This is a genomic window from Luteimonas sp. GW821-FHT14E02 (assembly GCF_058803905.1).
In genome coordinates this window covers 33,549-57,035 of record NZ_JBXAPK010000011.1, presented here as the reverse complement: position 1 = coordinate 57,035, position 23,487 = coordinate 33,549, and the positions used below count along the sequence as shown (strand labels likewise).

Here is a 23,487-nt window from a genome sequence, read left to right as displayed (position 1 = left end):
CATGGGACTGTTCGACTTCCTGAAAACCAAGAAGAACACCGCGTCGATCGCCAAGGAGCGCCTGCGCATCATCGTCGCGCAGGAACGCACCAAGCGGGGTGGCCCCGACTACCTGCCGCTGCTGCAGCGCGAGCTGCTGGAAGTGATCCGCAAGTACGTCAGCATCGACGTCGATGCGATCAAGGTCGACCTGGTCAAGGAAGGCGAGCACGACGTGCTCGATATTTCCGTGGCGCTTCCGGAAGAGCGCATCCCCGCTTCCTCGTAAAAACGCCGCCGCACCACTCGGAGTGATTCGGTCACAGCATTCATCGTGCGCCGATCCTGTCGCGAAGACGATGCGCAATTCCATGCGAACCGCACAACCCGCAACCACTGACGAGGGCGATGGCGCCGTGCTGTGCCTGCGCGACGTCGCTTTCGGCGACGTCAGCGCCCTGCTCGCCCGCTACGACCTGCAGTTGGCGCATGTGGAAGCGCATACGCCGATTCCCGGCAGCTACTGGGGAGATCCCGAAGCCGGCGTGATCGGTGCGGCGGTCTATGCCCGCGACGACACGCCGGTGCATTCGCTGCTGCACGAGGCCTGCCATCTCATCGTGCTGCCGCCGCAGCGCCGCGCCCTGGTACACACCGACGCCACCGATTCGGTCGAAGAGGAAGACGCGACCTGCTACCTGCAGATCGTGCTCGCCGACGCACTGCCCGGCGTCGGCAGCGAGCGCCTGATGCGTGACATGGACACCTGGGGTTATTCCTTCCGCCTCGGCTCCACGCGGGCGTGGTTCGAACGCGATGCCGAGGACGCGCGAAGCTGGCTGCAGCAGCGTGGATTGCTGCCCGCTCTCGCGGCCTGAGGCTCGAAACTAGCGCGCCCCACCCGCCGTCGCCAGCGTGCGTCCGAGATCCAGCGTCGCGCGCGTCCCGCGTTGTGCGCGCGGTTCGAGCTTCAGATTCCAGCCCAAGTGCTCGCAAAGCCGCGCGATCAGATCAAGGCCGATGCCGTTGCCCTCGCGCCTGCCGCCGCCGCGTGCGATGCGGGCGTAGATCGCGCTGATCTCCTCCGGCGACATGCCGTGACCCGGATCGTCGATCACCACAACCGCCTCCGGCCGCAGCGTGATCACGATCGTGCCGCGATCGCTGTTCTCGATGGCGTTGCGCAGCAGGTTGCCGATCGCCGCCTGCACGATCGTCAGCGGCGCGACCACTTCGCAGGCCGGCAGCGGCGCCAGTTCGAGCATGAGGTTCTTGTCGGCACACAGGTGGCGGTGATCCTCCATGATCTCGGGCAGTAACTGATCGAGCCGGAAACGATCGCTGATGCCGGCCAGCCGCCGCGGATCCTTCGCCAGCACCAGCAGGAGCGAAATCAGCTGCTCCACGCCGCGCGCGGTATGCAGGATGCGCTGCAGCTGCTGGCGCGTGGCGACGGGTGCGTCCGACTGTGCGAACGTCAGCTGGTCGAGGGCAATCTCGCTGGCGCCGGCGATCACCGCGATCGGCGTGCGCAGCTCGTGGCTGGCGCTGTCGATGAACGCACGTTCGCGTTCGACGAAGCGTGCGTTGCGCTCGATGTAGCCGTTGACCGCGTCGGCGATCACCACCAGTTCGGAGCTGGCTCGCGGCCCGGGCTCGATGCGTTGCGCGGGACGGTCCGGCTGCAAGGTGGCGATGTCCGTAGCGAGCTTCGCCAGCGGCTTGGCCAGACGGCGCAATCCCCAGGCGACGAGAATGCCGGACAGTAACAGCCCGCCCAACGCGGAACCCACCATCAACGTGGACAGATGGCGCTCCTCGTCCTCGAAGCTGGTGATGTCGAGCGAGACGATGAAGCGCCTGCCCGCCTGGTCCTTGACCAACGCGACGCGTTCGCGGCCATCGACCTTGATGTCGTCGTGCAGACCGGGGGACAGCGTGGTCAATCGCTGCGGAATCTTGCGCGGCTCGTTGCTGTCGTAAAGGATGACGTCGTCGGTATCGCGCCAGTGATAGTCGGGATCTTCCTTATGCCTGGCCAGGTAATGGTCGAGTTCGGATTGCAGCAGCGAACGCCACAACAATCGCTCCGCGCGCTCGTTGACGGTGGCGCCGTGGTAGACCACCGCCAGCGACAGCAGCAGCATGTAGACGATCACGCCAACCGTGATGCGGAGCTGGAGGCTGGCCCTACGCACCCGTGCCACCTCCGTCGGGCGCCAGCCGGTATCCGACCCGCGGCACGGTCTGGACCAGCTTGACGTCGAACGGCCCGTCGACGCTGCGTCGCAGCTCGTAGATGTGGGAACGCAGCATGTCGCGATCCGGCGGCTCGTCGCCCCACAGGGCATATTCCAGCTGCTCGCGCGTCACCACGGCCGGGCTCGCCTTCATCAAGGTCTCCAGCAGCTTGCGACAGGCCGGATACAGATGCAGCGGCTTGCCGGCGCGCGTGGCTTCGAGCGTGGCGAGATCGAGCCTGAGATCGTGCACTTCCAGCGTGCGGCTGCGGCCGCGGCCGGCGGCGCGCGCGACCAGCGCCTCCAGGCGCACTTCCAGTTCCGGCAGCGCGAACGGTTTGGTCAGGTAATCGTCGGCCCCCGCCCGGAAACCGGCGATCTTGTCCGGCAACTCGTCACGCGCGGTGAGCATCAGCACCGGCAGGCCGCTGCCGTATTCGTCTCGCAGGCGGCGCAGGACTTCCTGGCCATCCATGCGTGGCAACATCCAATCGAGGATCGCCGCGTCGTAGGCCTGGGTGACGGCCAGATGCAGGCCGGTGATCCCGTCGGGCGCGGCATCGAGGGTGTGGCCGCGCGACTCGAAATAGTCGAAGAGGTTCGCCACCAGGTTCTGGTTGTCTTCAACGACCAACAGCCGCATGACCCGCTACCTCCTGATCGGCCCGCAGCCGTCCCTTCCGTCGAGCCTGCCTACTGTGCATGGCGCCTGTCGAAAAAACGTGGGAATGCCATGTTCGCACAAGCTCCGCTGAACGAATCGCCACCATTTCGCCCCGCGATCTCCGTTTAACGCCCGGCCAACACCGTTCCGACTGCTCTCCGACAGCGCCGCGACCAACATGCCGCCGCGAAGAACGACCGGCAGAGTCAGCGAGCGTGTCCGAACCCATCCCTGCCTTGCGAAGCGCAAGGCCCTTCCCCTTCCTGTCCGGAGCACGGCTATCGGCGCTCGGCGGCAGCATCTCGCAACGCCGCGGCTTCGCCGACGGCGCCGCGCCCGCCTGGCTGCCGCCCGCGTGGGCGACACGGCAGCTGCTGCTTCCCTTGCTTGCCTTCGTGGCGGCGAACTTCGTGCTGCTCGGCCTCGATGGTGATCGCCGGATCGCGGACTGGATCTTCACTCTCGAAGGCCATCGATGGGCCTTGCAGGACATCGTGCTCACCACCGAGATCATCCATGTCGGCGGCAAGCGCCTCAGCGTGCTGGCCTGGCTGGTCGTGGTGGCATTCGCGATCGCGGCGTGGCGCAGAAACGACTGGGCGCATCTGCGCCGTTCGCTCGTCTGCCTGGCCTTGTCCGTGGTCGTGTCGACCCTGCTGGTGTCGTACCTGAAGCATGCGACCCGCATGGACTGCCCTTGGGATCTCACGGCCTATGGCGGCGGCCGCCCCTACTTCGGCCTCTTCGATGCCCGTCCCGCCTCGCTGCGTTCCAGCGGCTGCTTCCCCGCCGGCCATGCCAGCGCGGGCTATGCCTGGGTGTCGTTGTACTTCTTCTTCCTGAGCACGCGACGCGAATGGCGCTGGTTCGGACTCGGCGTCGGCCTGGTGGCCGGGCTGGTCTTCGGCATCTCGCAGCAGCTGCGTGGCGCGCATTTCCTCTCGCACGACGTGTGGTCGCTGATGCTGTGCTGGCTGATGGCATTGTTGTTGCATCGGGCGACGGTGCGATGGTCGCTGGCACGCGCGGCCCTGGCCGCGCGACGCAACGTCGCGGCTGCGATCACGCGCAGCGAGCATGTGCAGGAGGCTTCGCCATGAGCACCCTGCCCCGCAGCGCATTGCCCCGCATCGCCCTGCCGAGATGGCTGGCTTTCCGGCCGACGATGCGGCTGGAAGTGTTGGCCCTGCTTGCCAGTGTCTTCTTCCTGGCCTGCTACAACCTCAGCTTCTGGCACGCGATCGCGCAGCTCGATACCTCCTGGCGTCTGGTCGTGACCCTGGTCATCCTGATCGTCGCACTGCAAGCCTTCCTGCTCGGCCTCGTGCTCACCCGCTGGACGGCGAAGCCGCTGCTGACCCTGTTGTTCCTGGTCAGCGCGGGCGCGGCGTACTACATGAACGCCTACAACCTGTATCTCGATGCGGACATGCTCCGCAACGTGTTGCATACCGAGACCCGCGAGGCCAGCGAACTCATCGTTCCGGGATTGCTGCCTTATCTTCTGTTGCTCGGCGTGCTTCCCAGCCTGCTCGTCTGGCGTCTGCGCTTCCCCGAGCGCACGTGGACGCGCGCGCTCGCGATGCGCGCCGGCTTCCTCGTCGCGATGGTGCTGCTTGGCGTGGCGGGTGCGATGTTCGCGTTCAAGGATCTGTCGGCGCTGATCCGCAACCAGCGCGAAGTGCGTTATCTGGTCACGCCCGCCAACTACATCGTGTCCGCGAGCAAGGTCCTGCTCCTCGACGAACGGCAGGCACATGCGCCGCTGCTGCCGATCGGAGAGGATGCGAAACAGGCATCGCGCGCGCCCGGTAGCAAACCGCGGTTGCTGGTCTTCGTCCTCGGCGAAACCGCGCGCGCAGCGAACTGGGGAATGGATGGATACGCACGCCGGACCACGCCCGAACTCGCGTCGCTACCCGATCTGGTCAACTTCCCGCAGACCGAATCCTGCGGCACCAGCACAGAAGTCTCCGTGCCCTGCCTGTTCTCGCCGTGGGGTCGTCACGACTACAACGAGAGCACGATCCGCCGCCATCAATCGTTGCTGCACGTGCTCGATCGCGCCGGTGTGACGACACTCTGGCTCGACAATCAGACCGGCTGCAAGGGCGTCTGCAATGGGTTGCCGTTCGAATCCGTCGTCGATGGCAAGGATCCCGCGTTGTGCAATGCCAAGCGCTGCTTCGATGAAATCCTCCTGCATGACCTCGGCGCGCGGATCGCACCCAACGGGCGCGATCGCATCGTGGTACTGCACACGCTCGGCAATCATGGCCCGGCGTATTTCGAGCGGTATCCTCCACGCTTCCGCCGTTTCGTCCCCACCTGCGACACCGACGAACTCGGTGATTGCAGCCGCGAACAGATCGTCAACAGCTACGACAACGCATTGCTGTACACCGACCACCTCGTCGCCGAGACGATCGGGTTCCTGAGAAAACAGGAGAATTACGACACCGCGCTGATCTACGCGTCCGACCACGGCGAGTCGCTGGGCGAGAAAGGACTGTTCCTCCATGGCGTGCCGTATGCGATCGCCCCCCAGGAACAGACCCGCATCCCGATGGTGATGTGGTTCTCCGCAGACTTCCTTCGCGACCAGAAGCTCGACCTGAACTGCCTGCGGCAAACGGCTCAGAAACCCGCCAGCCACGACAACCTGTTCCACTCCGTGCTCGGATTGATGCAGGTGCACACGAATCTCTATCAGCCCGAGTTCGATCTGTTCGCCGGATGCACCGGGCGCGTCACGAAAACGTGAAAACGAAGACCTCGATTCGAAACCATACGCGACTGGATTCTTTCGTTACGACATCGCCGCTCCAACCGACGAAATTCGTCACCCCTTTGTAAACCGCATTCCTGATACTTTCGCCTTTGCGCAATCCGCGAGGGCGAACCCATGGTGTCTGAACGTCGGCGTCACTTCCTGAAAATGGCGGCCACTTCGGCGGGCGCTGTGGCCGGCATGCAATTTCTGCCGCAGGTGATCCGCGATGCACTCGCAGTACCGGCCTCGTATGTCACCGGCACCATCAACGACGTGCAGCATGTGGTGATCCTGATGCAGGAGAACCGCTCCTTCGATCACTACTTCGGCGCCTTGCGCGGCGTGCGCGGCTTCGGCGATCCGCGGCCGATCCCGCTGCCCGGCGGCAAGACCGTGTGGCAGCAGCCGAACAGGATCGGCAGCAAGACCACCACGCTGCCATTCCATCTCGACACCGACAAGACCGCGGCGCAATGCCTGTCCGACATCGACCACAGCTGGAAAGGTTCGCACTCGCTGTGGAAGAACTACGACGCCTGGGTCCAGGTGAAGGGCCAGTTCTGCATGGGCCACTTCACCCGCACCGATCTCCCGTTCTATTACGCGCTGGCCGATGCGTTCACGGTGTGCGACGCCTACTACTGCTCGCATCACGGCCCCACCAATCCGAACCGCATGCACCTGTTCACCGGCACCAGCGGCATGACCGTCGGCGATTACGGCCCGCAAGCCGTCAACAACGCCGACGACGGCAACTGGACCGGCGACATGACGAAGGACAATCCGAACTTCGTCGGCCACACCTGGACGACCTACGCCGAACGCCTGCAGGCCGCCGGCGTCGGCTGGAAGGTGTATCAGGAGTACGACAACTACGGCGACAACTCGCTGGCGTACTTCAAGAACTTCCGCAAGCTCGACACATCCTCCGAGCTGTACAAGCGCGGCCGCGCCGTCGTGCCCGGCTCCAATGTCGGCAACAAGGACAGCTCGCGCGGTGAATATCTGATCGAGGCCTTCGCCAACGACGTCCGCAACGGCACGCTGCCGCAGGTGTCGTGGATCGTGCCGTCCTACATCATGAGCGAGCATCCCTCCGCGACGCCCGCCTACGGCGAATCGCTGACCGCGCGCCTGCTGGAAGTGCTGGCATCCAATCCCGCGGTCTGGTCGAAGACGGTGTTCATCATCAACTACGACGAGAACGGCGGCTTCTTCGACCACGCCGCGCCGCATCTGCCGGCGATCGATCGCAATCTCGGCCTGAGCACGGTCGACACCGCCACGGAAAACTACAACGGCGTGCCCGTCGGCCTTGGCGTGCGCGTGCCGATGCTGGTGATCTCGCCGTGGAGCAAGGGCGGCTGGGTGAACTCGCAGGTGTTCGATCACACCTCGGTGATCCGCTTCCTCGAACAGCGCTTCAACGTGCCGGAACCCAACATCAGCGCCTGGCGCCGCGCGGTCTGCGGCGACCTCACCACCGCGCTCGAATTCGCCGATCCCGACACCGCCTGGCCCGCGCTACCCGACACCGGCGACAGCATCAGCGACGCCGATGCCAGCTGTGCGCTCAATCCGCCGCGCGTACCCAGCAAGCAGACCATGCCGAGCCAGGAAAGCGGTCGCCGCCCCGCCTGTGCCCTGCCCTATGCGCTGCACGTGCATGGCCGCGTCGATATCGCCGCCGGCAAGTACTGGCTCGATTTCGTCAACAGTGGCGCGGGTGGCGCCGGTTTCAATGTCTATTCGCAGAACCGCAGCGACGGTCCGTGGTTCTACACCGTGGAAGCGGGCAAGCGGTTGTCCGACTACTGGAGTTCGGTGCAGTACACCTCCGGCAAGTACGACCTGCGCGCCTTCGGGCCGAACGGATTCCTGCGCGAATTCAAGGGCGACATCCTCCTGGCCGGCGCCGGCAAGGCACAGCCGGAAGTGGAAGCGATCTACGACGCCGCCAACGGCCGCCTCTTGCTGCGCCTGCGCAATCAGGGCACCGCGGCCTGCACGCTGACGGTGAAACCGAACCGCTACAGCAGCGAACCCGCGCGCACGCACACGCTGGGCGCGGGCGCCAGCGTGGACGACGTCTGGTCGATCGCTGGCAGCGATCATTGGTACGACCTCAGCATCACCTCCAGCAGCGACAGCGGCTACCTGCGCCGGCTCGCCGGCCATGTCGAGACAGGCACGGCCAGTTTCAGCGATCCGGCGTTGGGGTGAGAGTGAGCGGCCGCGTGCTGGCGGACGCCCACAAGGCGTCTGCTGCGGCCTCGAACGCCCGGCCATGAACGGCCGGGCCGGACATCCGAAGCCAGCGCAGTCGCGCCACGGATGGGAGCACACGATTAACCGAAGCCGATCGATACTCATCGATATCAGCCACGACACAATCGTTGACATAGAACAAGAAAGGCATTTTCCCTACCTTCCAACACTTGCGATCCCCTGCCCAGCCCACTAGCCTGCCCGCACCTGCGCCCCTGTAGCGCGTGCCCGAGACTCGCCAGTGAGCCATCGCCGCAACCTCCCGTTCGCTGCCCGCACCGCCTTCCTCGCCCTCGCCTGCGCGCTGGCGATCGCCGGCTGCAAGGACTCGTCCAAGACCGAGCAGAGCGCCGACAACGTCCCGAAGGACGAGACCGCCGACGAGTTCATCGAACGCGTCAACCGCGAGTACGAAGAGATGTACCCGGAATTCACGGCCTCGCAATGGCTGTCGAGCACCTACATCAACGACGACACCAAGCTGCTGGCCGCCAAGGGCAACGAACGCTTCCTCACGCAGCTCAACCGCTGGCTCGAACAGGCCAAGCGTTTCGAAGGCCAGAAGATGTCGCCGCAGACCGCGCGCGCCATCAATCTGCTGAAGCTCAACACGGCGATGCCGCCGCCGAAGGACCCGGCCAAGCTGGCCGAACTCACGGCCATCGCCACCGATCTGGAAGGCCAGTACGGCGCGGGCGCCTGGTGCCGCGACGTGAACGATCCGAAGAGCTGCCGCCAGCTCGGCGACCTTGAGGACGTGCTGCGCAACAACCGCGACTACAACCAGCAACTGGAAGCCTGGCAGGGCTGGCACACCATCGCCAAGCCGATGCGCGGCGAATACCAGCGTTTCGTCGCTCTCGTCAACGAGGGCGCGCACGACATGGGCTATGCCGACGCCGGCGAGATGTGGCGCTCCGGCTACGACATGTCGCCGACGGAGTTCGCCGCCGAAACCGACCGCCTCTGGGGACAGGTCAAGCCGCTGTACGAACAACTGCATTGCTACGCGCGCACCAAGCTCGAGACACAGTACCCCGGCAAGGGCTCGGTGAGCGGCGGCCTGCTGCCGGCGCACCTGCTCGGCAACATGTGGCAGCAGGACTGGAGCAACCTCTGGGGCTTCCTGGCGCCCTATCCGGACGCCGGCGATCTGGACATCACCGCCGCGCTGAAGAAGCAGTACGAAGCCGGCCTCAACGATCTGCTGGTCAAGGAAAACGAAACCATTCCCGCCGGCCGCGAAGCCGACATCGTGCATCAGGCCGAGTTCACGCAGGCACGACGCATGAACGAGCGCGCGCAGGATTTCTACGTCTCGCTCGGCATGCCCAAGCTTCCCGCCAGCTATTGGGAGAAGTCACAGCTGATCAAGCCGCGCGACCGCGACGTGGTCTGCCACGCCAGCGCCTGGGACATGGACATGTCCGGCGACGTGCGCATCAAGATGTGCATCAAGGCGAACGAGGAAGATTTCACCACGATCTACCACGAGCTCGGCCACATCTATTACGACCTCGCCTACAACAAGCAACCGCCGCTGTTCCAGAACGGCGCCAACGATGGCTTCCATGAAGCCATCGGCGACACCATCGTGCTGGCGATGACGCCGCAATACCTGCACACCATCGGCCTGGTCGGCGAGCAGCAGCCAAGCCAGGAGACGTTGATCAATTCGCAGATGCGCATGGCGCTGGCGAAAGTGTCGTTCCTTCCCTTCGGCCTGATGATCGATCGCTGGCGCTGGGGCGTGTTCGACGGCACGATCAAGCCGAACGAGTACAACAAGGCCTGGTGGCGTTTGAAGGCGCAATACCAGGGCGTGGCGCCGGTGACGCCGCGCGGCGAGGAGTTCTTCGATGCGGGCGCCAAGTACCACGTCCCCGGCAACACGCCCTACACCCGCTACTTCCTGTCGCACATCCTGCAGTTCCAGTTCTACAAGGCGCTGTGCAACGCCGCCGGTTACAAGGGGCCGCTGTACAACTGCAGCTTCTACGGCAACAAGGTCGCCGGACAAAAGTTCTGGTCGATGCTGAACAAGGGCGCGAGCCAGCCCTGGCAGACGACGATGCAGGAGCTCACCGGAAGCGGCAAATTCGATGCCGCGCCGATGCTGGAGTATTTCGGCCCGCTGCAGGAATGGCTGAAGAAAGAAAACGAAGGCCAGACCTGTGGCTGGACGATGCCGGCGGACAACTCGCAAACCGCGGCGAAGCCGGACAAGTCAAAACCCGCGCCGAAGAAAGGCTGAATCCGGAATCTCTCGTCATTCCCGCAAATGCGGGAATGACAGGCCCGGGTGGAGGAGTGGTCAACCTGTCAGCGCACGTTCCGGATCACGCCGCGAGCGCGCGGCCGGACAGATCGCGGCACAGATCATCGGCATAGTCGGGGCGCTCGAGCAGCGGCCTCCCGATTGCAATGAAATCCGCATGCTCCTCGCGCAGGATCGCCTCGGCGCGATCGGCGCCGCGGATCAGGCCGACGGCGATGGTCGGCACGTCCAGCGCGCGGCGGATCGTCGACGCGAACGGTACCTGGTATTCCACGCCGATACCGTAAGGCACCTTCGGCGACAGGCCACCGGCCGATACGTCCACCGCCTGCAGCCCCAACTCACGCAGCGGCAGCAGCAGTTCCGCCACCGCCTCCGGCGTCAATCCTTCCGGATCGAAGTCGCTGCCGGACACGCGCACCAGCAGCGGGTAATCCGGCCCAACCACGCCACGAACCGCCGCGAACACTTCGCGCAGGAAACGCCCACGATTGTGCGCCGAGCCGCCGTACTCATCATCGCGATGATTGCTGATCGGCGACATGAACTGATGGACCAGGAAGCCGTGCGCAGCATGCAGTTCGATGGCGTCGAAACCGGCATCGAGCGCGTATCGGGTCGCGCGTTCGTAGTCGGCAATGACCTTCGCGATCTGCGCCTGCGTCATCGCCTCCGGCACGCCGTAAGTGTCGTCGTAGGCGATCGCACTCGGCGCCAGCAACGGGCCCGCGCTGCGGAAGGACTTGCGCCCGCCGTGGCTGAGTTGCACCGCGATCGCCGCACCCTCGGCGTGCACCGCATCGACCACCGCGCGCAACGGCACCACATGTGCATCGCGGTAGAGACCGATGTCGTCGCCGAACAACCGCCCTTCCGGCGCGACCGCGGTCGACTCGACCATCACCAGCCCGACACCCCCACGGGCACGGCGCGCATAGTGATGCGCGTGGTACACCGTGGCGCTGGCGTCGACGGTGCCCTGGTATTGCTGCATCGGCGACATCACCAGGCGATTGCGCAATCGCAGCCGTCCCAGCATCGCGGGCGAGAACAGACGGGAGCCGGATTCCGGCTCGGTCAGGGAGGTCGTGGTGATGATGGCTTCGCGGTTCATGGCGCCGGGGTTGTCTGGGAGGTTCGAACAGCCTAATTTGTCCCCAATATCCGGTTAAATAACCGCCATGTCGGATAATTCACGACAAAATATCCTGAATGAAGTCTTCGGCGATCGCGCCAGCAGCGGCCTCGTCGCCTTCGTGCAGACCGCGCGTGCCGGCAGCTTCGTCAAGGCCGCCGAACGCATGGGCGGCACGCCCTCGGGCGTGGCGAAGGCGGTGCGGCGCATGGAGGAGCGGCTCGGCACCACGCTGTTCGCGCGCACCACGCGCAAGCTCAGCCTCACGGAAACCGGTCTGCTCCTGCTCGAACATGCCGATCGCATTCTCGAGGCGATCGCACAGGCGGAAGCCTCACTCGCGCAAGCGGATGCCGGGCCACGCGGACGCCTGAAGATCAGCCTTGCGCCCGGCATCGGCCGCGCGCTCGTGCTGCCGTCGCTGCGTGAATTCATGCGCGCCTATCCCGACATCTTTCTCGACATCGATTTCGACAGCCGCCAGGTCGATCTGGTCGCCGAAGGCTACGATCTGGTGCTGCGCGGAGGCGTCGCGCCACCCGACTCCAGTCTGCGTGGCCGTAATCTTGGACCGGAACGCTCGCTGCTGTGCGCGGCACCAGGCTACCTGCAGGAACAAGGCATGCCGGAAACACCCGCCGATCTCGCGCACCACCGCTGCATCCGCTATCGCAGCCCGACCACGGGCCGCGTTCGTCCCTGGCCGCTACCGCCCCTGTCGAGCGGATGCGGTGTCGAGGTGCCGCAGACGATCGTGCTCAGCGATCCCGAAGCCGTGCGGCTATCCGCATTAGCCGGCATCGGCATCGCCTCCATCGCGCGCTACGCGGCGCTGCCCGCCTTCGCCAACGGCTCCTTGCAGCCCGTGCTCACGGATGCGCTAGTCGCGCAGGATGAAAACGAGAACTGGCTGCTGTGGCCGCCCGATCGCCAGCATGTGCCGAAAGTGCGCGCGTTCGTCGACCATGTCGTCACCGTTTTCGATGCTTATCATCGCCAAGACGCTAACCCGACTGTAAGAAAATCAACGAATCGCCCGCCGCGAAAACGCTGACGATTCCGTGCTTGCGTTTACAAACGCTCCGTCGGTTCGAGTGCCGCGGGCTCCGCCGGCACTTCCGGCACCTTGTGATGCTTGCGCACCATCTCCCAGCGCCAGCACAGCCATCCGAGCAAGGTGAAAACCGCTGCGCCGAGCGCCAGATGCAACCCATTGTCGCTCAGCAACGGCGATAGCACGCCGGCCACCAGGGCGTTCATCGCTAGCCCCGTGAACGCCTGCAACGAAGACGCGGAACCACGCTGGCGCGGATACATGTCGAGGATTGCCAGCGTCAGGATCGGGAACACCAGCGCTACGCCGAAGGAGTTGAGCATCACCGGCAACACTGCCCACGGCACACTCAGCTGCGGTGCGAACACGTTGTAGAGGATGTTCGCGGTCACCGCCACGCCACAGCAGGCGAAGCCGATCCCGGCCAGCCGCGAACCACTGACACGCCCGGCCGCGCGTCCCGACAGGAATGCGCCCACCATCATGCCGCCGATCATCGGCACGAAGAACCAGGCGAACTGGCGCTCGTTCAACTTCAGCAGATCGAGCACGAACGCCGGCGCCGAGGCGATGTACAGGAACAGCGCGGCGAAGTTGAACGCACCCGCTGCCGCCAGACGCTGGAAACGCGGATTGATGAAAATCCCCAGATAGCCGCGCAGCAGCGGCCTTGGCTGCAGCGGCAGCCGCGCCTGCTTCGGATGCGTTTCCGGCAGCCACAGCGAGGTCGTCGCGATCAGCAACAACGCGAACGCGACCAGGAACCAGAAGATCATCGGCCAGCGGCCCCAACCGAGCAGCCAGCCACCAATGATCGGCGCGATCGCCGGTGCGATACCGAAGATCATCGATACCTGGCTCATCAAGCGTTGCGCGTCGTCGCCGTGCAGCACGTCACGGATCACCGCGCGTCCGACGATCAGGCCCACGCCCGCCGACAGGCCCTGCAGCACGCGGAACGCGAGCAGCATCGGCAAGTCCGTCGCCAATGCGCAGCCGATCGAGGCGATGACGTAGATCACGAGCCCCGCGAGGATCACCCGTCGCCGACCCAACGCATCCGACAGCGGGCCATGGATCACGCTCATCGCCGCATAAGCGATCAGATAGGCACTGATGGTCTGCTGCATCACCAGCTTGTCGGCGCCGAACTGCGCGCCGATCTGCGGGAATGCCGGAAAAATCGTGTCGATGGAGAATGGGCCGAACATCGCCAGCCCGGCCAGCAGTACCGCGAGCCGTCGCGTCGGTATCGTTGAAGGCGTCATGTCAGGCGGAAGTCGCGACCGAGGCACTGGCGATGTCGGGCGGCCCCTTCAGCTCGACCGTGTTTCCTTCCGGGTCGGACAGGTATTGCGAGGGGCCCTCGCCTTCGGCGCCATAGCGCGAACCGAAGTCACCGACCGGCACGCCATGCGCCTGCAGATGCGCGATGATCGCCTCGCGATCGAACGGCTCGACGCGCAGGCACAGATGATCGAGATTGTGCCCTTCCGCTCCCGGCGCGGCACCACCGGCACGGCCGAGCTTGCCAGCGACATCCACCAGATCGATCAGCGACTGCCCCGCCCGCAACTGCACCAGTCCGATTTCGTCTTGCCGCCGTTCGATGGTGCAGCCGAGCACCTCGCAGTAGAAAGCCTGCATGCGTGCGCTGTCGCGCACGCGCAGCACGACATGGTCGATCTGGCGAAGCTGGAAAGGAGCCTGGAGCGGCGGCGCGGACATGGCGGCCTTGAGAAGACACGTGAGGAACAACGCAGAGCGCATATGTTAAAGAATTGCCGGCCGCGCTGCCTGGCCGGGACGTTCTGTTGCACGGATTCCCGGCAGGGGCATTCCTGACAAGAGCCGCGTGTCGCGGTACCCGGGCGGCGGGGGCGCGGGAAGCCCCCGGCGCAGGCTATAATTCGCCCGCAGTCCCGTGGGAGAAGTGGGCCGGCCCTCGATGGGCATGGACTCGCTGCCGAAGGCGCAACGCCCGTAATCGCTCAGGCCCAAAGACCACACGCAACACACGCGGCAAACTCTGGAGAGACCGACCCGCCCGCACAGGCGCGGAACCGGCGCCGAAGGGGCACGAGGCAGGTCCAAAACGGGCCGCTTCCAAACTCTCAGGCAAAAGGACAGAGGGGCATCCAACGTGCGGCGACGCACGCCCGGCCGTCATCGGCCCGGCTGTTGTTGTCGGTCATGTTCCCGAAGCCCTTCCGGACGCCCCTGCCATGTCGAACAACGGCCTGCCCCATCACAATCTGCCCCAGCGCACCTCGCCTTCCCTGCGCGAACTCGAAGACCACTCCGCCTTCGTCGAGCGCCATATCGGCCCCAACGACGCCGAAATCGCGCAGATGCTGCGCGCCATCGGCCACGACTCGCTCGATGCGATGACCGATGCGATCGTGCCCGGCAAGATCAAGTCGCCCGCGCCGCTGGCGTTGCCCGAGGCGATCACCGAAGTCGAGGCGCTGGCCAAGATCCGCGCCATCGCTGACAAGAACCAGGTGTTCAAGAGCTTCATCGGTCAGGGCTATTCCGGCACACACACGCCGAACGTCATCCTGCGCAACATCCTCGAGAACCCGGCCTGGTACACCGCCTACACGCCCTACCAGGCGGAAATCTCGCAAGGCCGCATGGAAGCGCTGATCAACTTCCAGACCATGGTGGCCGATCTCACCGGCATGGAGATCGCCAACGCCTCGCTGCTCGACGAGGCCACCGCCGCCGCCGAGGCGATGACACTGGCCAAGCGTTCGGCGAAATCGAAGTCCGACATCTTCTTCGTGTCGAATGGCGTGCATCCGCAGACGATCGAAGTGCTCAAGACCCGCGCCGAGCCGCTCGACATCGTCCTGCACATCGGCGACGACGCCGAGGCCGCCAGCGTCGACGCCTTCGGCCTGCTGCTGCAGTATCCCGACACGCGCGGCACGATCCGCGACTACGCCGCGCTCACCGAAGCCGCGCACGCCCGCGGCGCGCTCGTCGCCGTCGCCACCGACCTGCTCGCCCTCACCCTGCTGGCCTCGCCCGGCGAATGGGGCGCGGACATCGTCGTCGGCAACAGCCAGCGCTTCGGCGTGCCGTTCGGCTTCGGCGGTCCGCATGCCGGCTTCATGGCCTGCCGCGACGCCTACAAGCGCTCGATGCCGGGCCGCCTGATCGGTGTCTCGATCGATGCCGAAGGCAAGCCCGCCTACCGCCTCACCCTGCAGACGCGCGAGCAGCACATCCGTCGCGAGAAAGCCACGTCCAACATCTGCACCGCGCAGGTGCTGCTGGCGGTGATGGCGAGTATGTACGCCGTCTACCACGGCCCCGATGGCCTCGCTCGCATCGCACGCCGCACCCATCGCCTGGCCGCGATCCTGGCCGCCGCGCTGCGCAAGGCCGGCGTTGTTGTTGGCGGTGATTTCTTCGACACGCTGCATGTCACCGGCGTCGATGCCGGTGCGATTCACGCCAAGGCCCAGGCGCAGCGCATCAACCTGCGCCGCATCGATGGCAGCAACCTGAGCATCAGCCTCGACGAAACCACGACCCGCAACGATGTGATCGTGCTGGCCGGTCTCTTCAATGCAAACATCGATGACATCGATGCGCTCGACATTGACACCACCGACGCAATCCCCGCCACATCGGCGCGCAAGAGCGCGTTCCTGCAGCACCCGGTCTTCAACACCCATCACAGCGAGCACGAACTGCTGCGCTACATGCGCCAGCTCGCCGACAAGGACCTGGCGATGGATCGCACCATGATCCCGCTCGGCTCCTGCACCATGAAGCTCAACGCCACCGCCGAGATGATCCCGGTGACCTGGCCCGAGTTCGCCAACATCCATCCGCTCGCGCCGGTCGAACAGACCGCGGGTTACAAGCAGCTCATCGACGAACTCGAAGCGATGCTGGTCGAATGCACCGGCTACGATGCCGTCAGCCTGCAGCCCAACTCCGGCGCGCAAGGTGAATTCGCCGGCCTGCTCGCCATCCGCGCCTATCACCGCTCGCGCGGCGAAGACCATCGCGACGTCTGCCTGATCCCCGAATCCGCGCATGGCACCAACCCGGCATCCGCGCACATGTGCGGCATGACCGTCGTGGTGACCAAGTGCGACGGCAACGGCAACGTCGATCTCGACGACATCCGCGCCAAGGCCGAGAAATACTCCGACCGACTCGCCGCGCTGATGATCACCTACCCGTCCACGCATGGCGTGTTCGAGGAAGACGTCGTCGCGATCTGCGACATCATCCACCAGCACGGCGGCCAGGTGTACACCGACGGCGCCAACATGAACGCCCTCGTCGGCCTCGCCAAGCCCGGCAAGTGGGGTTCGGACGTTTCGCACCTCAACCTGCACAAGACCTTCTGCATCCCGCACGGCGGCGGCGGCCCCGGCGTCGGCCCGTGCGCGGTGAAGTCGCATCTCGCTCCGTTCCTGCCGCGCACGTTCGGTAGCGAAGGAGATGTCGGCATGGTCAGCGCGGCCAGCTTCGGTTCCGCCTCGATCCTGCCGATCAGCTGGATGTACATCACCCTCATGGGGACCGCCGGCCTGCGCAAGGCCACGCAGGTGGCCCTGCTCAACGCCAACTACATCGCCAAGCGTCTCGCGCCGCATTACAAGACGCTCTACACCGGCCGCAATGGACTGGTCGCGCACGAGTGCATTCTCGATCTGCGGCCACTCAAGGACAGCACCGGCATCAGCGCCGAAGACGTCGCCAAGCGCCTGATCGATTTCGGCTTCCACGCGCCGACGCTCAGCTTCCCCGTCGCCGGCACGCTGATGGTGGAACCGACCGAGTCCGAATCCCTGCACGAACTCGACCGCTTCATCGATGCCATGATCGAGATCCGCGAGGAGATCCGCGCCATCGAGGACGGGCGACTCGACCGCGAGGACAACCCGCTCCGCAACGCGCCGCACACCGCCACAATGGTGGCGGGCAGCGAGTGGACCCACGCCTACCCGCGCGAACTGGCCGCCTTCCCGTTGCCGGTGCTCAAGCTGCAGAAATACTGGTCGCCGGTGGCGCGCGTGGACAACGTCTACGGCGACAAGAATGTGATGTGCGCCTGCATCCCGGTGGATGCCTACAAGGAAGAAACCGAGGCATGATCCAGAAGGGGCGCTCCGGCGCCCCTTCTTTTTTTTGCGGCGCTAACCCTTCCCCGCGGGAAGCGGGTTCTCGTCGCTCCGATAGGCCGGTGGCGAGTAGATATTCACAGTCTTCAGCAATGTGCGTCCGACATTGCGAATCTCGTGACGCTCGCCACGCTCGATCACGAGCAGACTTCCGGCGCGAAGTTTTTGCCTCGCACCTTCGACGATCGCCAGCCCGGTTCCCGACACCACATAAAGCCATTGGTCCGTGCCGCGATGGCGATTGTCCGGCCCGCCTTCGCTGTCGCCGGGCGCGATGACCATCTCCGCCGCCTGCGTCTTGCGCACGGCGAACGCTACGCGGAATCCCTTGCCGAAACGGAAGTGCTTGTATCGCATGCCGCGCTCCTGGCTTTACGCCACCATGCGCAGACAGCTGTTAAGACGGAATCAAAAAAACGCGGACAGACAGTGATATCCGTCCGCGATGGCGAACAGACGCCACTGGGAGACTTCAATGTCCTCCACAGCCGTGCTCATTCATGGCGCATGTACGCGCAGGCCACGGTAACGGCAAACATCCACGCCCTTGTAGAGCAGCGATCGACCACCCCGGAACGAGATGCGGATGTCGTAGCGGCAGACTTCGCCACTGATGGCCAAGGTGGTCGCACTCCCGCCTCCCTGCAGGGGAGCATCGATGGGCAAATCACGAAACACATCGCTTCCCTCGGCGGCGATCGCCAGCGAGACGATGCTGTCGTGGGCACGATTGATCAATTCCAGATAACGTGTCGCAGGTTCCGCGTATGCGTGCGCGATGCCCGCAAGCGGCAGCAGGACGAGGAAAAAAGCGGCGATCATTCGCATGGCAACGGCCTCCGGCTCGGGTCGGGAACAACCGGCCGCAGCGGCTCGAAGCACCTGCACCGGCGCCTCCATCTGGCCCACTCCGGGCGGATCCGGCAATCGATCCGGGACGAATCGTCGTCACAACGCCACGAATCGTAGCCATGCCCTTTGGCGCTTTTCAGCCACGGATTCCCGCGCTTACGATGGCGCCTCCCACACGGGAAACGGGAAGACGCGATGAAGATCCGGCTCGGCGACATGGAAATCGACGCAACCCGCTACCTCGCGCTGTGGTCGCTGATCGTCTTGGCGTTTGCCGTGCAAAGACTGATCCACGACGCATTGCTTGGCGGACAGGTCTGGTCGGTGTTCGTCTACCTGCGCTGGTCGATGATCCAGTGGTACACCTGGGCCGCGCTCGCGCCACTGGTATTCCGCCTTGCCGCGAGCCATCCGATCCAGCCATCCGGACGCCTGTCCGCGATCCGCTTCCATCTGGTTGCAAGCGTTGGCGTGACTGCAATCGCCGTCATCATTGGTGCCGCCGTTTCAAGCCTGTTCGAACCGAGCTCGCTCTTCGAGCAGATCGAGCAATTCATCGGCCAGCACATGGCCACCGGCCTGCTGACCTACTGGGCGCTGGTTCTGCTGCAGCACGCGCTGCATTTTCAGGCGGAAAAGTCGCGCCGGGAAGTCGAAGCAAGCCAGCTCGCCACCGAACTCGCGCAATCTCGGTTGCAAGTCTTGAAAACGCAGCTGCAGCCACACTTCCTCTTCAACACGCTGCATGCCATCGTCACCCTGCTCGACGAGGACAAACGGTCTGCTGAAGACATGCTGCTACGCCTCAGTGAACTGCTGCGCGCCTTCCTGGAAGACTATGACGGCCAGGAAATCACCTTGCGACGCGAGCTGGATCTGCTCGACCTCTACCTCGGCATCCAGCGCAATCGCTTCAAGGATCGCCTCACCACCCAGGTCTACGTCGCACCGGATACCTTGAACTGCGCCGTTCCCAGCCTGGTACTGCAACCGATTGTCGAGAATGCCATTCGCCACGGCATCGGCCAGCGCGTCGGCGCCGATCGCATCGAGATCGAAAGCCGTCGCGAAGGCGACGTCCTGTGCATCGAAGTGCGCAACCGCAACAGCATGCTGGAGCCTGACAGCGCAGCCTCAGGCCATGGGATCGGCCTCTCCAACACGCGGCTGCGCCTGAAGGAACTGTACGGCGATCATGCGGATATCCGCTTGGACATGACTTGGCCGGAAGGCGTGTCCTGTCGAATCCGCCTGCCTTTTCGTGAACTCGATGAACCGGACGAGATGCCGGAGCACGTCATCGCATGAGCCTCACCGCGCTGGTGGTCGACGACGAACCGATCGCACGCCGCGCGATCGTGCGGCTGCTGCGCGAGGATCGGGACATCGCATTGCTCGGCGAATGCGGCGACGGCATCTCCGCGGTCGCGGCGATCCGCGATCGATCACCCGATCTCGTCTTCCTGGACATCCAGATGCCGGCGATGACCGGCCTGGACGTCGTCGCCGAAATCGGCGCGGAGCGCATGCCGGCCATCATCTTCGTCACCGCTTACGAGCAATACGCCGTGCGGGCGTTCGAAGCCAACGCCGTCGACTACCTCGTCAAACCCTTCAGCCGCGACCGCTTCGCCGCAACCCTGCGACGCGCGAAGGCGCGCTTGCAAACCGCCAATGAGGATTCCACCCGGATTCTGCAAGCCCTGGACGCCCTGCGCCAGCGTGACCAGTATCTGGAACGCATCCCCGTGCGCATCGACGAGCATCTCGTCTTCATCAACGTCGACGACATCGTCTGGATCAAGGCCAATCGCAATATCGTCGAACTTCATCTCGCCGACCGCGTTCACGAGATGCGCGAAACCATGGCGACGCTCGCCACCCGGCTGGATCCTCGCCATTTCGCCCGCATCCATCGCTCGGCGATCATCAACGTGCGCCGGGTCAAGACCATCCATCCCTGGTTCAACGGCCATCACGTCGTCACCATGGATACGGGACAGCAATTGCGCATGAGCCGCTATCAGCACGAAGCCTTCCTTCGGCTGGCGACGATGCGTCCCCATGAGTAAGGATTCCTGAAATCCGCCTCACCGTTTGGATTCGGCGAAAGGCAGGAAAAAAGGCACATTTTTAAAACGCCAAGATCATGGATACTCGGATGTCCTGAACAGGAAGGGGAACTCCGCATGCAGCACGCCGCTCCTTGCCGGCATTTCGTCTACGCCGCCGCAATTAGCCTGACTCTGATCGCCGGCACGCCAGCGTTGGCGCAACAGCAAAGCGCCAATGCCAAACTGATCCAGCAGCGCAACGATGTCGAGAAACAACTGCAGGACATCGCCATCGTCGAACGCAAGGTCATGGTGCCGATGCGCGACGGCAAACGCATGGCCGCTGACATCTACCGCCCCAAGAACGCCAAGGGCAAGGTGCCGATCATCTTCGTGCGCACGCCATACAACTTCAATTTCTGGAACGTGAGATTGGGCGCCCCGAACGACATGAGCGACGAGCTGGCAGCGGTGAAGCGCGGCTACGCCTACGTCGAGATGAACGAACGCGGCCATTTCTTTTCCGAAGGCAACTACGAAATCCTGGGCGCCCCGGTCAGCGATGGCGTCGATGCGGTCCGCTGGCTGGCCTCGCAACCCTGGTCCAACGGCAAGGTCGGCACCACCGGCTGCTCGTCGACCGCGGAATGGCAGCTGGCGGTGGTCTCGGAAGACGATCCTGCATTTACCACCTTCAATGTCCAGGGCTTCGGCGCTGGCGTTGGCCAGGTTGGCCCGTACTGGGAACAAGGCAACTGGTATCGCGGTGGTGCCGTGCAATTGCTGTTTCTTTCCTGGCTGTATGACCAGCAGAACCAGGTGCGGCCGGCATTTCCGCCGAACACGCCGCAAAGCGAGTTGATCCGCGCATCGAAGATGTTCGATCTGGAACCGCTGACGCCATACGTGGATTGGGAAAAGGCGTTCCGGCACCTGCCCCTGAAGGACATCCTGAAATCCGTGGACGGCCCCTCGGGCATGTTCGCCGATCCGATGCCGATCCCCACCGGCGGCAACATGGTCGCGCGCACGCCCAGCGATCCGGCTTGGCGCAAGGGTGGCCTGTGGCACGAGGGCATGAAGGTCAACCGGCCCGGGCTGTGGTTCATGAGCTGGTACGACGTATCGGTCTCACCGAATCTGGCTGCATACAACTGGGTGCGCCGCACCGCCCGCAAGGAGATTTCGGAGCAACAGTACGCGGTCATCTCGCCTTCGTTGCACTGCGGCTACACGCGCGATACGGAGGAGACGAAGATCGGCGACTTGAGCGTGGGCGATCCGCGCCTTGACTACGACGATCTGGTCTATGGCTGGTTCGATCATTTCCTGAAAGGCGAGGACAATGGCCTGCTGAAGAAACAGCCGAAGGTGCTCTACTACGTGATGGGCGAGAACAAGTGGCGGAAATCCTCCACCTGGCCACCGAAGGGCGCGGAAACACGCACCTACCACTTCAGCAGCGGCGGCAAGGCGAACACGCTGTACGGCGACGGTAAGCTGACATCGCAGCCCGACACCGAAGATCGACCGGACACCTTTGTTTATGACCCCACGAACCCCGTGCCGACTTTCGGCGGAGGCGGATGCTGCCAAGGCAATGCGGTGAAGTTCGGCGCGTTCGATCAGCGCGCCCATGAGACGCGCAACGACATCCTGGTCTACGACACGGAGCCCTTCAAGGAAGGCATGGAAGTCAGTGGACCGATCACGGTTACGTTATACGTGTCCTCGAACGCCAAGGATACGGATTTCACCTTCCAGATCATTGACGTGCATCCGGATGGCAATGCCTACAACATCACGGAGAACATCCAGCGCATGCGTTATCGCGACGGCTACGACAAGCCTCTCGCATGGATGCAACCAGACAATATTTACAAGGTTACATTCCAGCCAATCGATACCAGCAATTACTTCAAGCCCGGGCATAAACTGCGGGTGGCGATCTCCAGCAGCAATTTCCCGCGCTTCGATCGCAACTTGAACACGGGCGGCAACAATTACGACGAGACCGAGAGCGTGATCGCGCACAACTCCGTTCATCACGACACGCGGAATCCTTCGCAGATCAGCATCACTGTCGTGCCAGGCGGCGGCGAGCCGGCGAATGTGAGCGTCGGAAAAAAGGAAGGTTAAGGTTCTAATGCCTGATTCTGCTTGGATACTTGACCTCGATACCCTTATCGGCAAAGGGCAGACATCCGCAACGCCTGAATCAAGCCGCGCCACGAAGTGGCGTCGGCTTGAATGGATTGTCTTGCGGCGCGGATCATGACTTCAGGCTCCGGTAATCCTTGCCATTAACGCTGCAATAGACCTTGAGGCAGGCATCTCGAAAACGCGTGCCAACCATGCTCCTGATCCCATTTGCGGATACGATTCCGCCTGATCGGCACCGTGAAGCGATCGTGCAGTCGCACCGTCATGACACGACGCAAGGTGCCGGCGCAGTTCGGCTGCCTGTGTAACTTGAATGCACGTAACCGCAAAAAAACATGGGAGCACTGAGATGGCCAGCAAGAATACGATTTGTCTGTGGTACGACGGCACCGCACTGGAAGCCGCGGAGTTCTACGCAAAGACGTTTCCGGACAGCACGGTGGGCGCTCTCCATCGTGCGCCTGGCGACTATCCTGATGGCAAGCAGGGCGATGTCTTGACCGTCGAGTTCACGGTGATGGGCATTCCTTGTCTTGGCCTGAACGGAGGGCCGGCGTTCAAGCACAGCGAAGCCTTCTCGTTCCAGGTTGCGACTGAAGATCAGGCCGAAACGGATCGCTTGTGGAGCGCGATTGTCGAAAACGGCGGTCAGGAAAGTCAGTGCGGCTGGTGCAAGGACAAGTGGGGATTGTCGTGGCAGATCACGCCGCGCGCCCTGATGGCTGCGGTCGCCGATCCTGATCGAGCGGCAGCCAAGCGCGCATTCGACGCCATGATGAAAATGAGAAAGATCGATATCGCAGCGATCGAAGCAGCTCGGCGCGGTTGACGCTCCCGATATTTGCGGGCCTCACACCGGCCACGACTGAGCGCA

At 64.0% G+C, this 23,487-nt stretch carries 19 protein-coding genes and 2 riboswitches; of the genes, 12 read left to right on the top strand and 7 right to left on the bottom strand.

The window, feature by feature from the left end:
* Position 1 precedes the first annotated feature (1 nt).
* Both minE and AC1RNP_RS16510 read left to right on the top strand, forming a co-directional pair.
* The gene (gene minE / locus AC1RNP_RS16515; protein ID WP_226469836.1) at positions 2-268 is read left to right on the top strand and encodes a cell division topological specificity factor MinE; all 267 of its coding nucleotides are present in this window, start codon (positions 2-4) and stop codon (positions 266-268) included.
* Positions 269-350: 82 nt separating this feature from the next.
* The gene (locus AC1RNP_RS16510) at positions 351-857 is read left to right on the top strand and encodes a hypothetical protein (protein ID WP_493052379.1); all 507 of its coding nucleotides are present in this window, start codon (positions 351-353) and stop codon (positions 855-857) included.
* Positions 858-866: 9 nt separating this feature from the next.
* Here AC1RNP_RS16510 and AC1RNP_RS16505 read toward each other — a convergent pair whose 3' ends face one another.
* A complete protein-coding gene (locus AC1RNP_RS16505) occupies positions 867-2,126 on the bottom strand; it encodes a sensor histidine kinase (RefSeq protein ID WP_493052449.1) in 1,260 nt (419 codons plus the stop codon).
* Positions 2,127-2,169: 43 nt separating this feature from the next.
* The gene (locus AC1RNP_RS16500) at positions 2,170-2,862 is read right to left on the bottom strand and encodes a response regulator transcription factor (RefSeq protein ID WP_493052378.1); all 693 of its coding nucleotides are present in this window, start codon (positions 2,860-2,862) and stop codon (positions 2,170-2,172) included.
* Positions 2,863-3,098: 236 nt separating this feature from the next.
* Between AC1RNP_RS16500 and AC1RNP_RS16495 the strand changes: the two genes are divergently transcribed.
* The 4 genes from AC1RNP_RS16495 to AC1RNP_RS16480 all read left to right on the top strand — a co-directional run bounded on the left by AC1RNP_RS16495 (position 3,099) and on the right by AC1RNP_RS16480 (position 10,178).
* Positions 3,099-3,983 (top strand): phosphatase PAP2 family protein, encoded by an 885-nt coding sequence (locus AC1RNP_RS16495; protein ID WP_493052377.1) that lies wholly within the window; start codon positions 3,099-3,101, stop codon positions 3,981-3,983.
* Entirely contained in the window at positions 3,980-5,647 is a 1,668-nt protein-coding gene (locus AC1RNP_RS16490; protein ID WP_493052376.1) for a phosphoethanolamine transferase, read from the top strand. The genes AC1RNP_RS16495 and AC1RNP_RS16490 overlap by 4 nt, the downstream gene beginning before the upstream one ends.
* Positions 5,648-5,788: 141 nt before the next feature.
* Positions 5,789-7,879: a phosphocholine-specific phospholipase C gene (locus tag AC1RNP_RS16485; RefSeq protein ID WP_493052375.1), complete on the top strand. Its 2,091-nt coding sequence runs from the start codon at positions 5,789-5,791 to the stop codon at positions 7,877-7,879.
* Positions 7,880-8,165: 286 nt separating this feature from the next.
* Complete coding sequence (locus tag AC1RNP_RS16480; RefSeq protein WP_493052374.1) at positions 8,166-10,178, top strand: M2 family metallopeptidase; 2,013 nt, start codon at positions 8,166-8,168, stop codon at positions 10,176-10,178.
* 85 nt (positions 10,179-10,263) lie between these two features.
* Here AC1RNP_RS16480 and AC1RNP_RS16475 read toward each other — a convergent pair whose 3' ends face one another.
* The gene (locus AC1RNP_RS16475; protein ID WP_493052373.1) at positions 10,264-11,316 is read right to left on the bottom strand and encodes an oxidoreductase; all 1,053 of its coding nucleotides are present in this window, start codon (positions 11,314-11,316) and stop codon (positions 10,264-10,266) included.
* 67 nt (positions 11,317-11,383) lie between these two features.
* Between AC1RNP_RS16475 and AC1RNP_RS16470 the strand changes: the two genes are divergently transcribed.
* Positions 11,384-12,391, top strand: coding sequence for a LysR family transcriptional regulator (locus tag AC1RNP_RS16470; protein WP_493052372.1), 1,008 nt, complete (start codon positions 11,384-11,386; stop codon positions 12,389-12,391).
* Positions 12,392-12,408: 17 nt separating this feature from the next.
* Here AC1RNP_RS16470 and AC1RNP_RS16465 read toward each other — a convergent pair whose 3' ends face one another.
* Together AC1RNP_RS16465 and AC1RNP_RS16460 are read right to left on the bottom strand one after the other, a co-directional pair.
* The gene (locus AC1RNP_RS16465) at positions 12,409-13,659 is read right to left on the bottom strand and encodes a multidrug effflux MFS transporter (protein ID WP_493052371.1); all 1,251 of its coding nucleotides are present in this window, start codon (positions 13,657-13,659) and stop codon (positions 12,409-12,411) included.
* Between the two features lies 1 nt (position 13,660).
* Positions 13,661-14,119 (bottom strand): VOC family protein, encoded by a 459-nt coding sequence (locus tag AC1RNP_RS16460; RefSeq protein ID WP_493052370.1) that lies wholly within the window; start codon positions 14,117-14,119, stop codon positions 13,661-13,663.
* Between the two features lie 187 nt (positions 14,120-14,306).
* Positions 14,307-14,408, top strand: a riboswitch (glycine riboswitch).
* Between the two features lie 2 nt (positions 14,409-14,410).
* A riboswitch (glycine riboswitch) is annotated at positions 14,411-14,531 on the top strand.
* Positions 14,532-14,616: 85 nt separating this feature from the next.
* Here AC1RNP_RS16460 and gcvP point away from each other — a divergent pair.
* The gene (gene gcvP / locus AC1RNP_RS16455; RefSeq protein ID WP_493052369.1) at positions 14,617-17,517 is read left to right on the top strand and encodes an aminomethyl-transferring glycine dehydrogenase; all 2,901 of its coding nucleotides are present in this window, start codon (positions 14,617-14,619) and stop codon (positions 17,515-17,517) included.
* 42 nt (positions 17,518-17,559) lie between these two features.
* Here the strand turns inward: gcvP and AC1RNP_RS16450 are convergent, their stop codons facing one another.
* The gene (locus AC1RNP_RS16450) at positions 17,560-17,901 is read right to left on the bottom strand and encodes a cupin domain-containing protein (RefSeq protein ID WP_493052367.1); all 342 of its coding nucleotides are present in this window, start codon (positions 17,899-17,901) and stop codon (positions 17,560-17,562) included.
* Between the two features lie 141 nt (positions 17,902-18,042).
* Positions 18,043-18,444, bottom strand: coding sequence for a hypothetical protein (locus AC1RNP_RS16445; protein WP_493052366.1), 402 nt, complete (start codon positions 18,442-18,444; stop codon positions 18,043-18,045).
* A 147-nt stretch (positions 18,445-18,591) separates the two neighbouring features.
* Here AC1RNP_RS16445 and AC1RNP_RS16440 point away from each other — a divergent pair, with 147 nt between their 5' ends.
* From AC1RNP_RS16440 to AC1RNP_RS16425, 4 genes are all read left to right on the top strand, one after another.
* Positions 18,592-19,704 carry a sensor histidine kinase gene (locus AC1RNP_RS16440; RefSeq protein ID WP_493052365.1) on the top strand — a complete coding sequence of 371 codons (1,113 nt, stop codon included), beginning with the start codon at positions 18,592-18,594 and terminating at the stop codon, positions 19,702-19,704.
* The gene (locus tag AC1RNP_RS16435; protein WP_493052364.1) at positions 19,701-20,468 is read left to right on the top strand and encodes a LytR/AlgR family response regulator transcription factor; all 768 of its coding nucleotides are present in this window, start codon (positions 19,701-19,703) and stop codon (positions 20,466-20,468) included. Before AC1RNP_RS16440 ends, AC1RNP_RS16435 begins: the two co-directional genes overlap by 4 nt.
* 117 nt (positions 20,469-20,585) lie before the next feature.
* Positions 20,586-22,589, top strand: coding sequence for a CocE/NonD family hydrolase (locus tag AC1RNP_RS16430; RefSeq protein ID WP_493052363.1), 2,004 nt, complete (start codon positions 20,586-20,588; stop codon positions 22,587-22,589).
* A gap of 373 nt (positions 22,590-22,962) precedes the next feature.
* Complete coding sequence (locus AC1RNP_RS16425) at positions 22,963-23,442, top strand: VOC family protein (RefSeq protein ID WP_493052362.1); 480 nt, start codon at positions 22,963-22,965, stop codon at positions 23,440-23,442.
* Positions 23,443-23,487 lie beyond the last annotated feature (45 nt).

Coding starts and splice junctions, on each gene's coding strand:
- minE (WP_226469836.1), top strand. CDS start 2: ATGGGACTGTTCGACTTCCTGAAAACCAAGAAGAACACCGCGTCGATC.
- AC1RNP_RS16510 (WP_493052379.1), top strand. CDS start 351: ATGCGAACCGCACAACCCGCAACCACTGACGAGGGCGATGGCGCCGTG.
- AC1RNP_RS16505 (WP_493052449.1), bottom strand. CDS start 2,126: ATGCTGCTGCTGTCGCTGGCGGTGGTCTACCACGGCGCCACCGTCAAC.
- AC1RNP_RS16500 (WP_493052378.1), bottom strand. CDS start 2,862: ATGCGGCTGTTGGTCGTTGAAGACAACCAGAACCTGGTGGCGAACCTC.
- AC1RNP_RS16490 (WP_493052376.1), top strand. CDS start 3,980: ATGAGCACCCTGCCCCGCAGCGCATTGCCCCGCATCGCCCTGCCGAGA.
- AC1RNP_RS16485 (WP_493052375.1), top strand. CDS start 5,789: ATGGTGTCTGAACGTCGGCGTCACTTCCTGAAAATGGCGGCCACTTCG.
- AC1RNP_RS16475 (WP_493052373.1), bottom strand. CDS start 11,316: ATGAACCGCGAAGCCATCATCACCACGACCTCCCTGACCGAGCCGGAA.
- AC1RNP_RS16470 (WP_493052372.1), top strand. CDS start 11,384: ATGTCGGATAATTCACGACAAAATATCCTGAATGAAGTCTTCGGCGAT.
- AC1RNP_RS16465 (WP_493052371.1), bottom strand. CDS start 13,659: ATGACGCCTTCAACGATACCGACGCGACGGCTCGCGGTACTGCTGGCC.
- AC1RNP_RS16460 (WP_493052370.1), bottom strand. CDS start 14,119: ATGTCCGCGCCGCCGCTCCAGGCTCCTTTCCAGCTTCGCCAGATCGAC.
- gcvP (WP_493052369.1), top strand. CDS start 14,617: ATGTCGAACAACGGCCTGCCCCATCACAATCTGCCCCAGCGCACCTCG.
- AC1RNP_RS16450 (WP_493052367.1), bottom strand. CDS start 17,901: ATGCGATACAAGCACTTCCGTTTCGGCAAGGGATTCCGCGTAGCGTTC.
- AC1RNP_RS16445 (WP_493052366.1), bottom strand. CDS start 18,444: ATGGAGGCGCCGGTGCAGGTGCTTCGAGCCGCTGCGGCCGGTTGTTCC.
- AC1RNP_RS16440 (WP_493052365.1), top strand. CDS start 18,592: ATGAAGATCCGGCTCGGCGACATGGAAATCGACGCAACCCGCTACCTC.
- AC1RNP_RS16435 (WP_493052364.1), top strand. CDS start 19,701: ATGAGCCTCACCGCGCTGGTGGTCGACGACGAACCGATCGCACGCCGC.
- AC1RNP_RS16430 (WP_493052363.1), top strand. CDS start 20,586: ATGCAGCACGCCGCTCCTTGCCGGCATTTCGTCTACGCCGCCGCAATT.
- AC1RNP_RS16425 (WP_493052362.1), top strand. CDS start 22,963: ATGGCCAGCAAGAATACGATTTGTCTGTGGTACGACGGCACCGCACTG.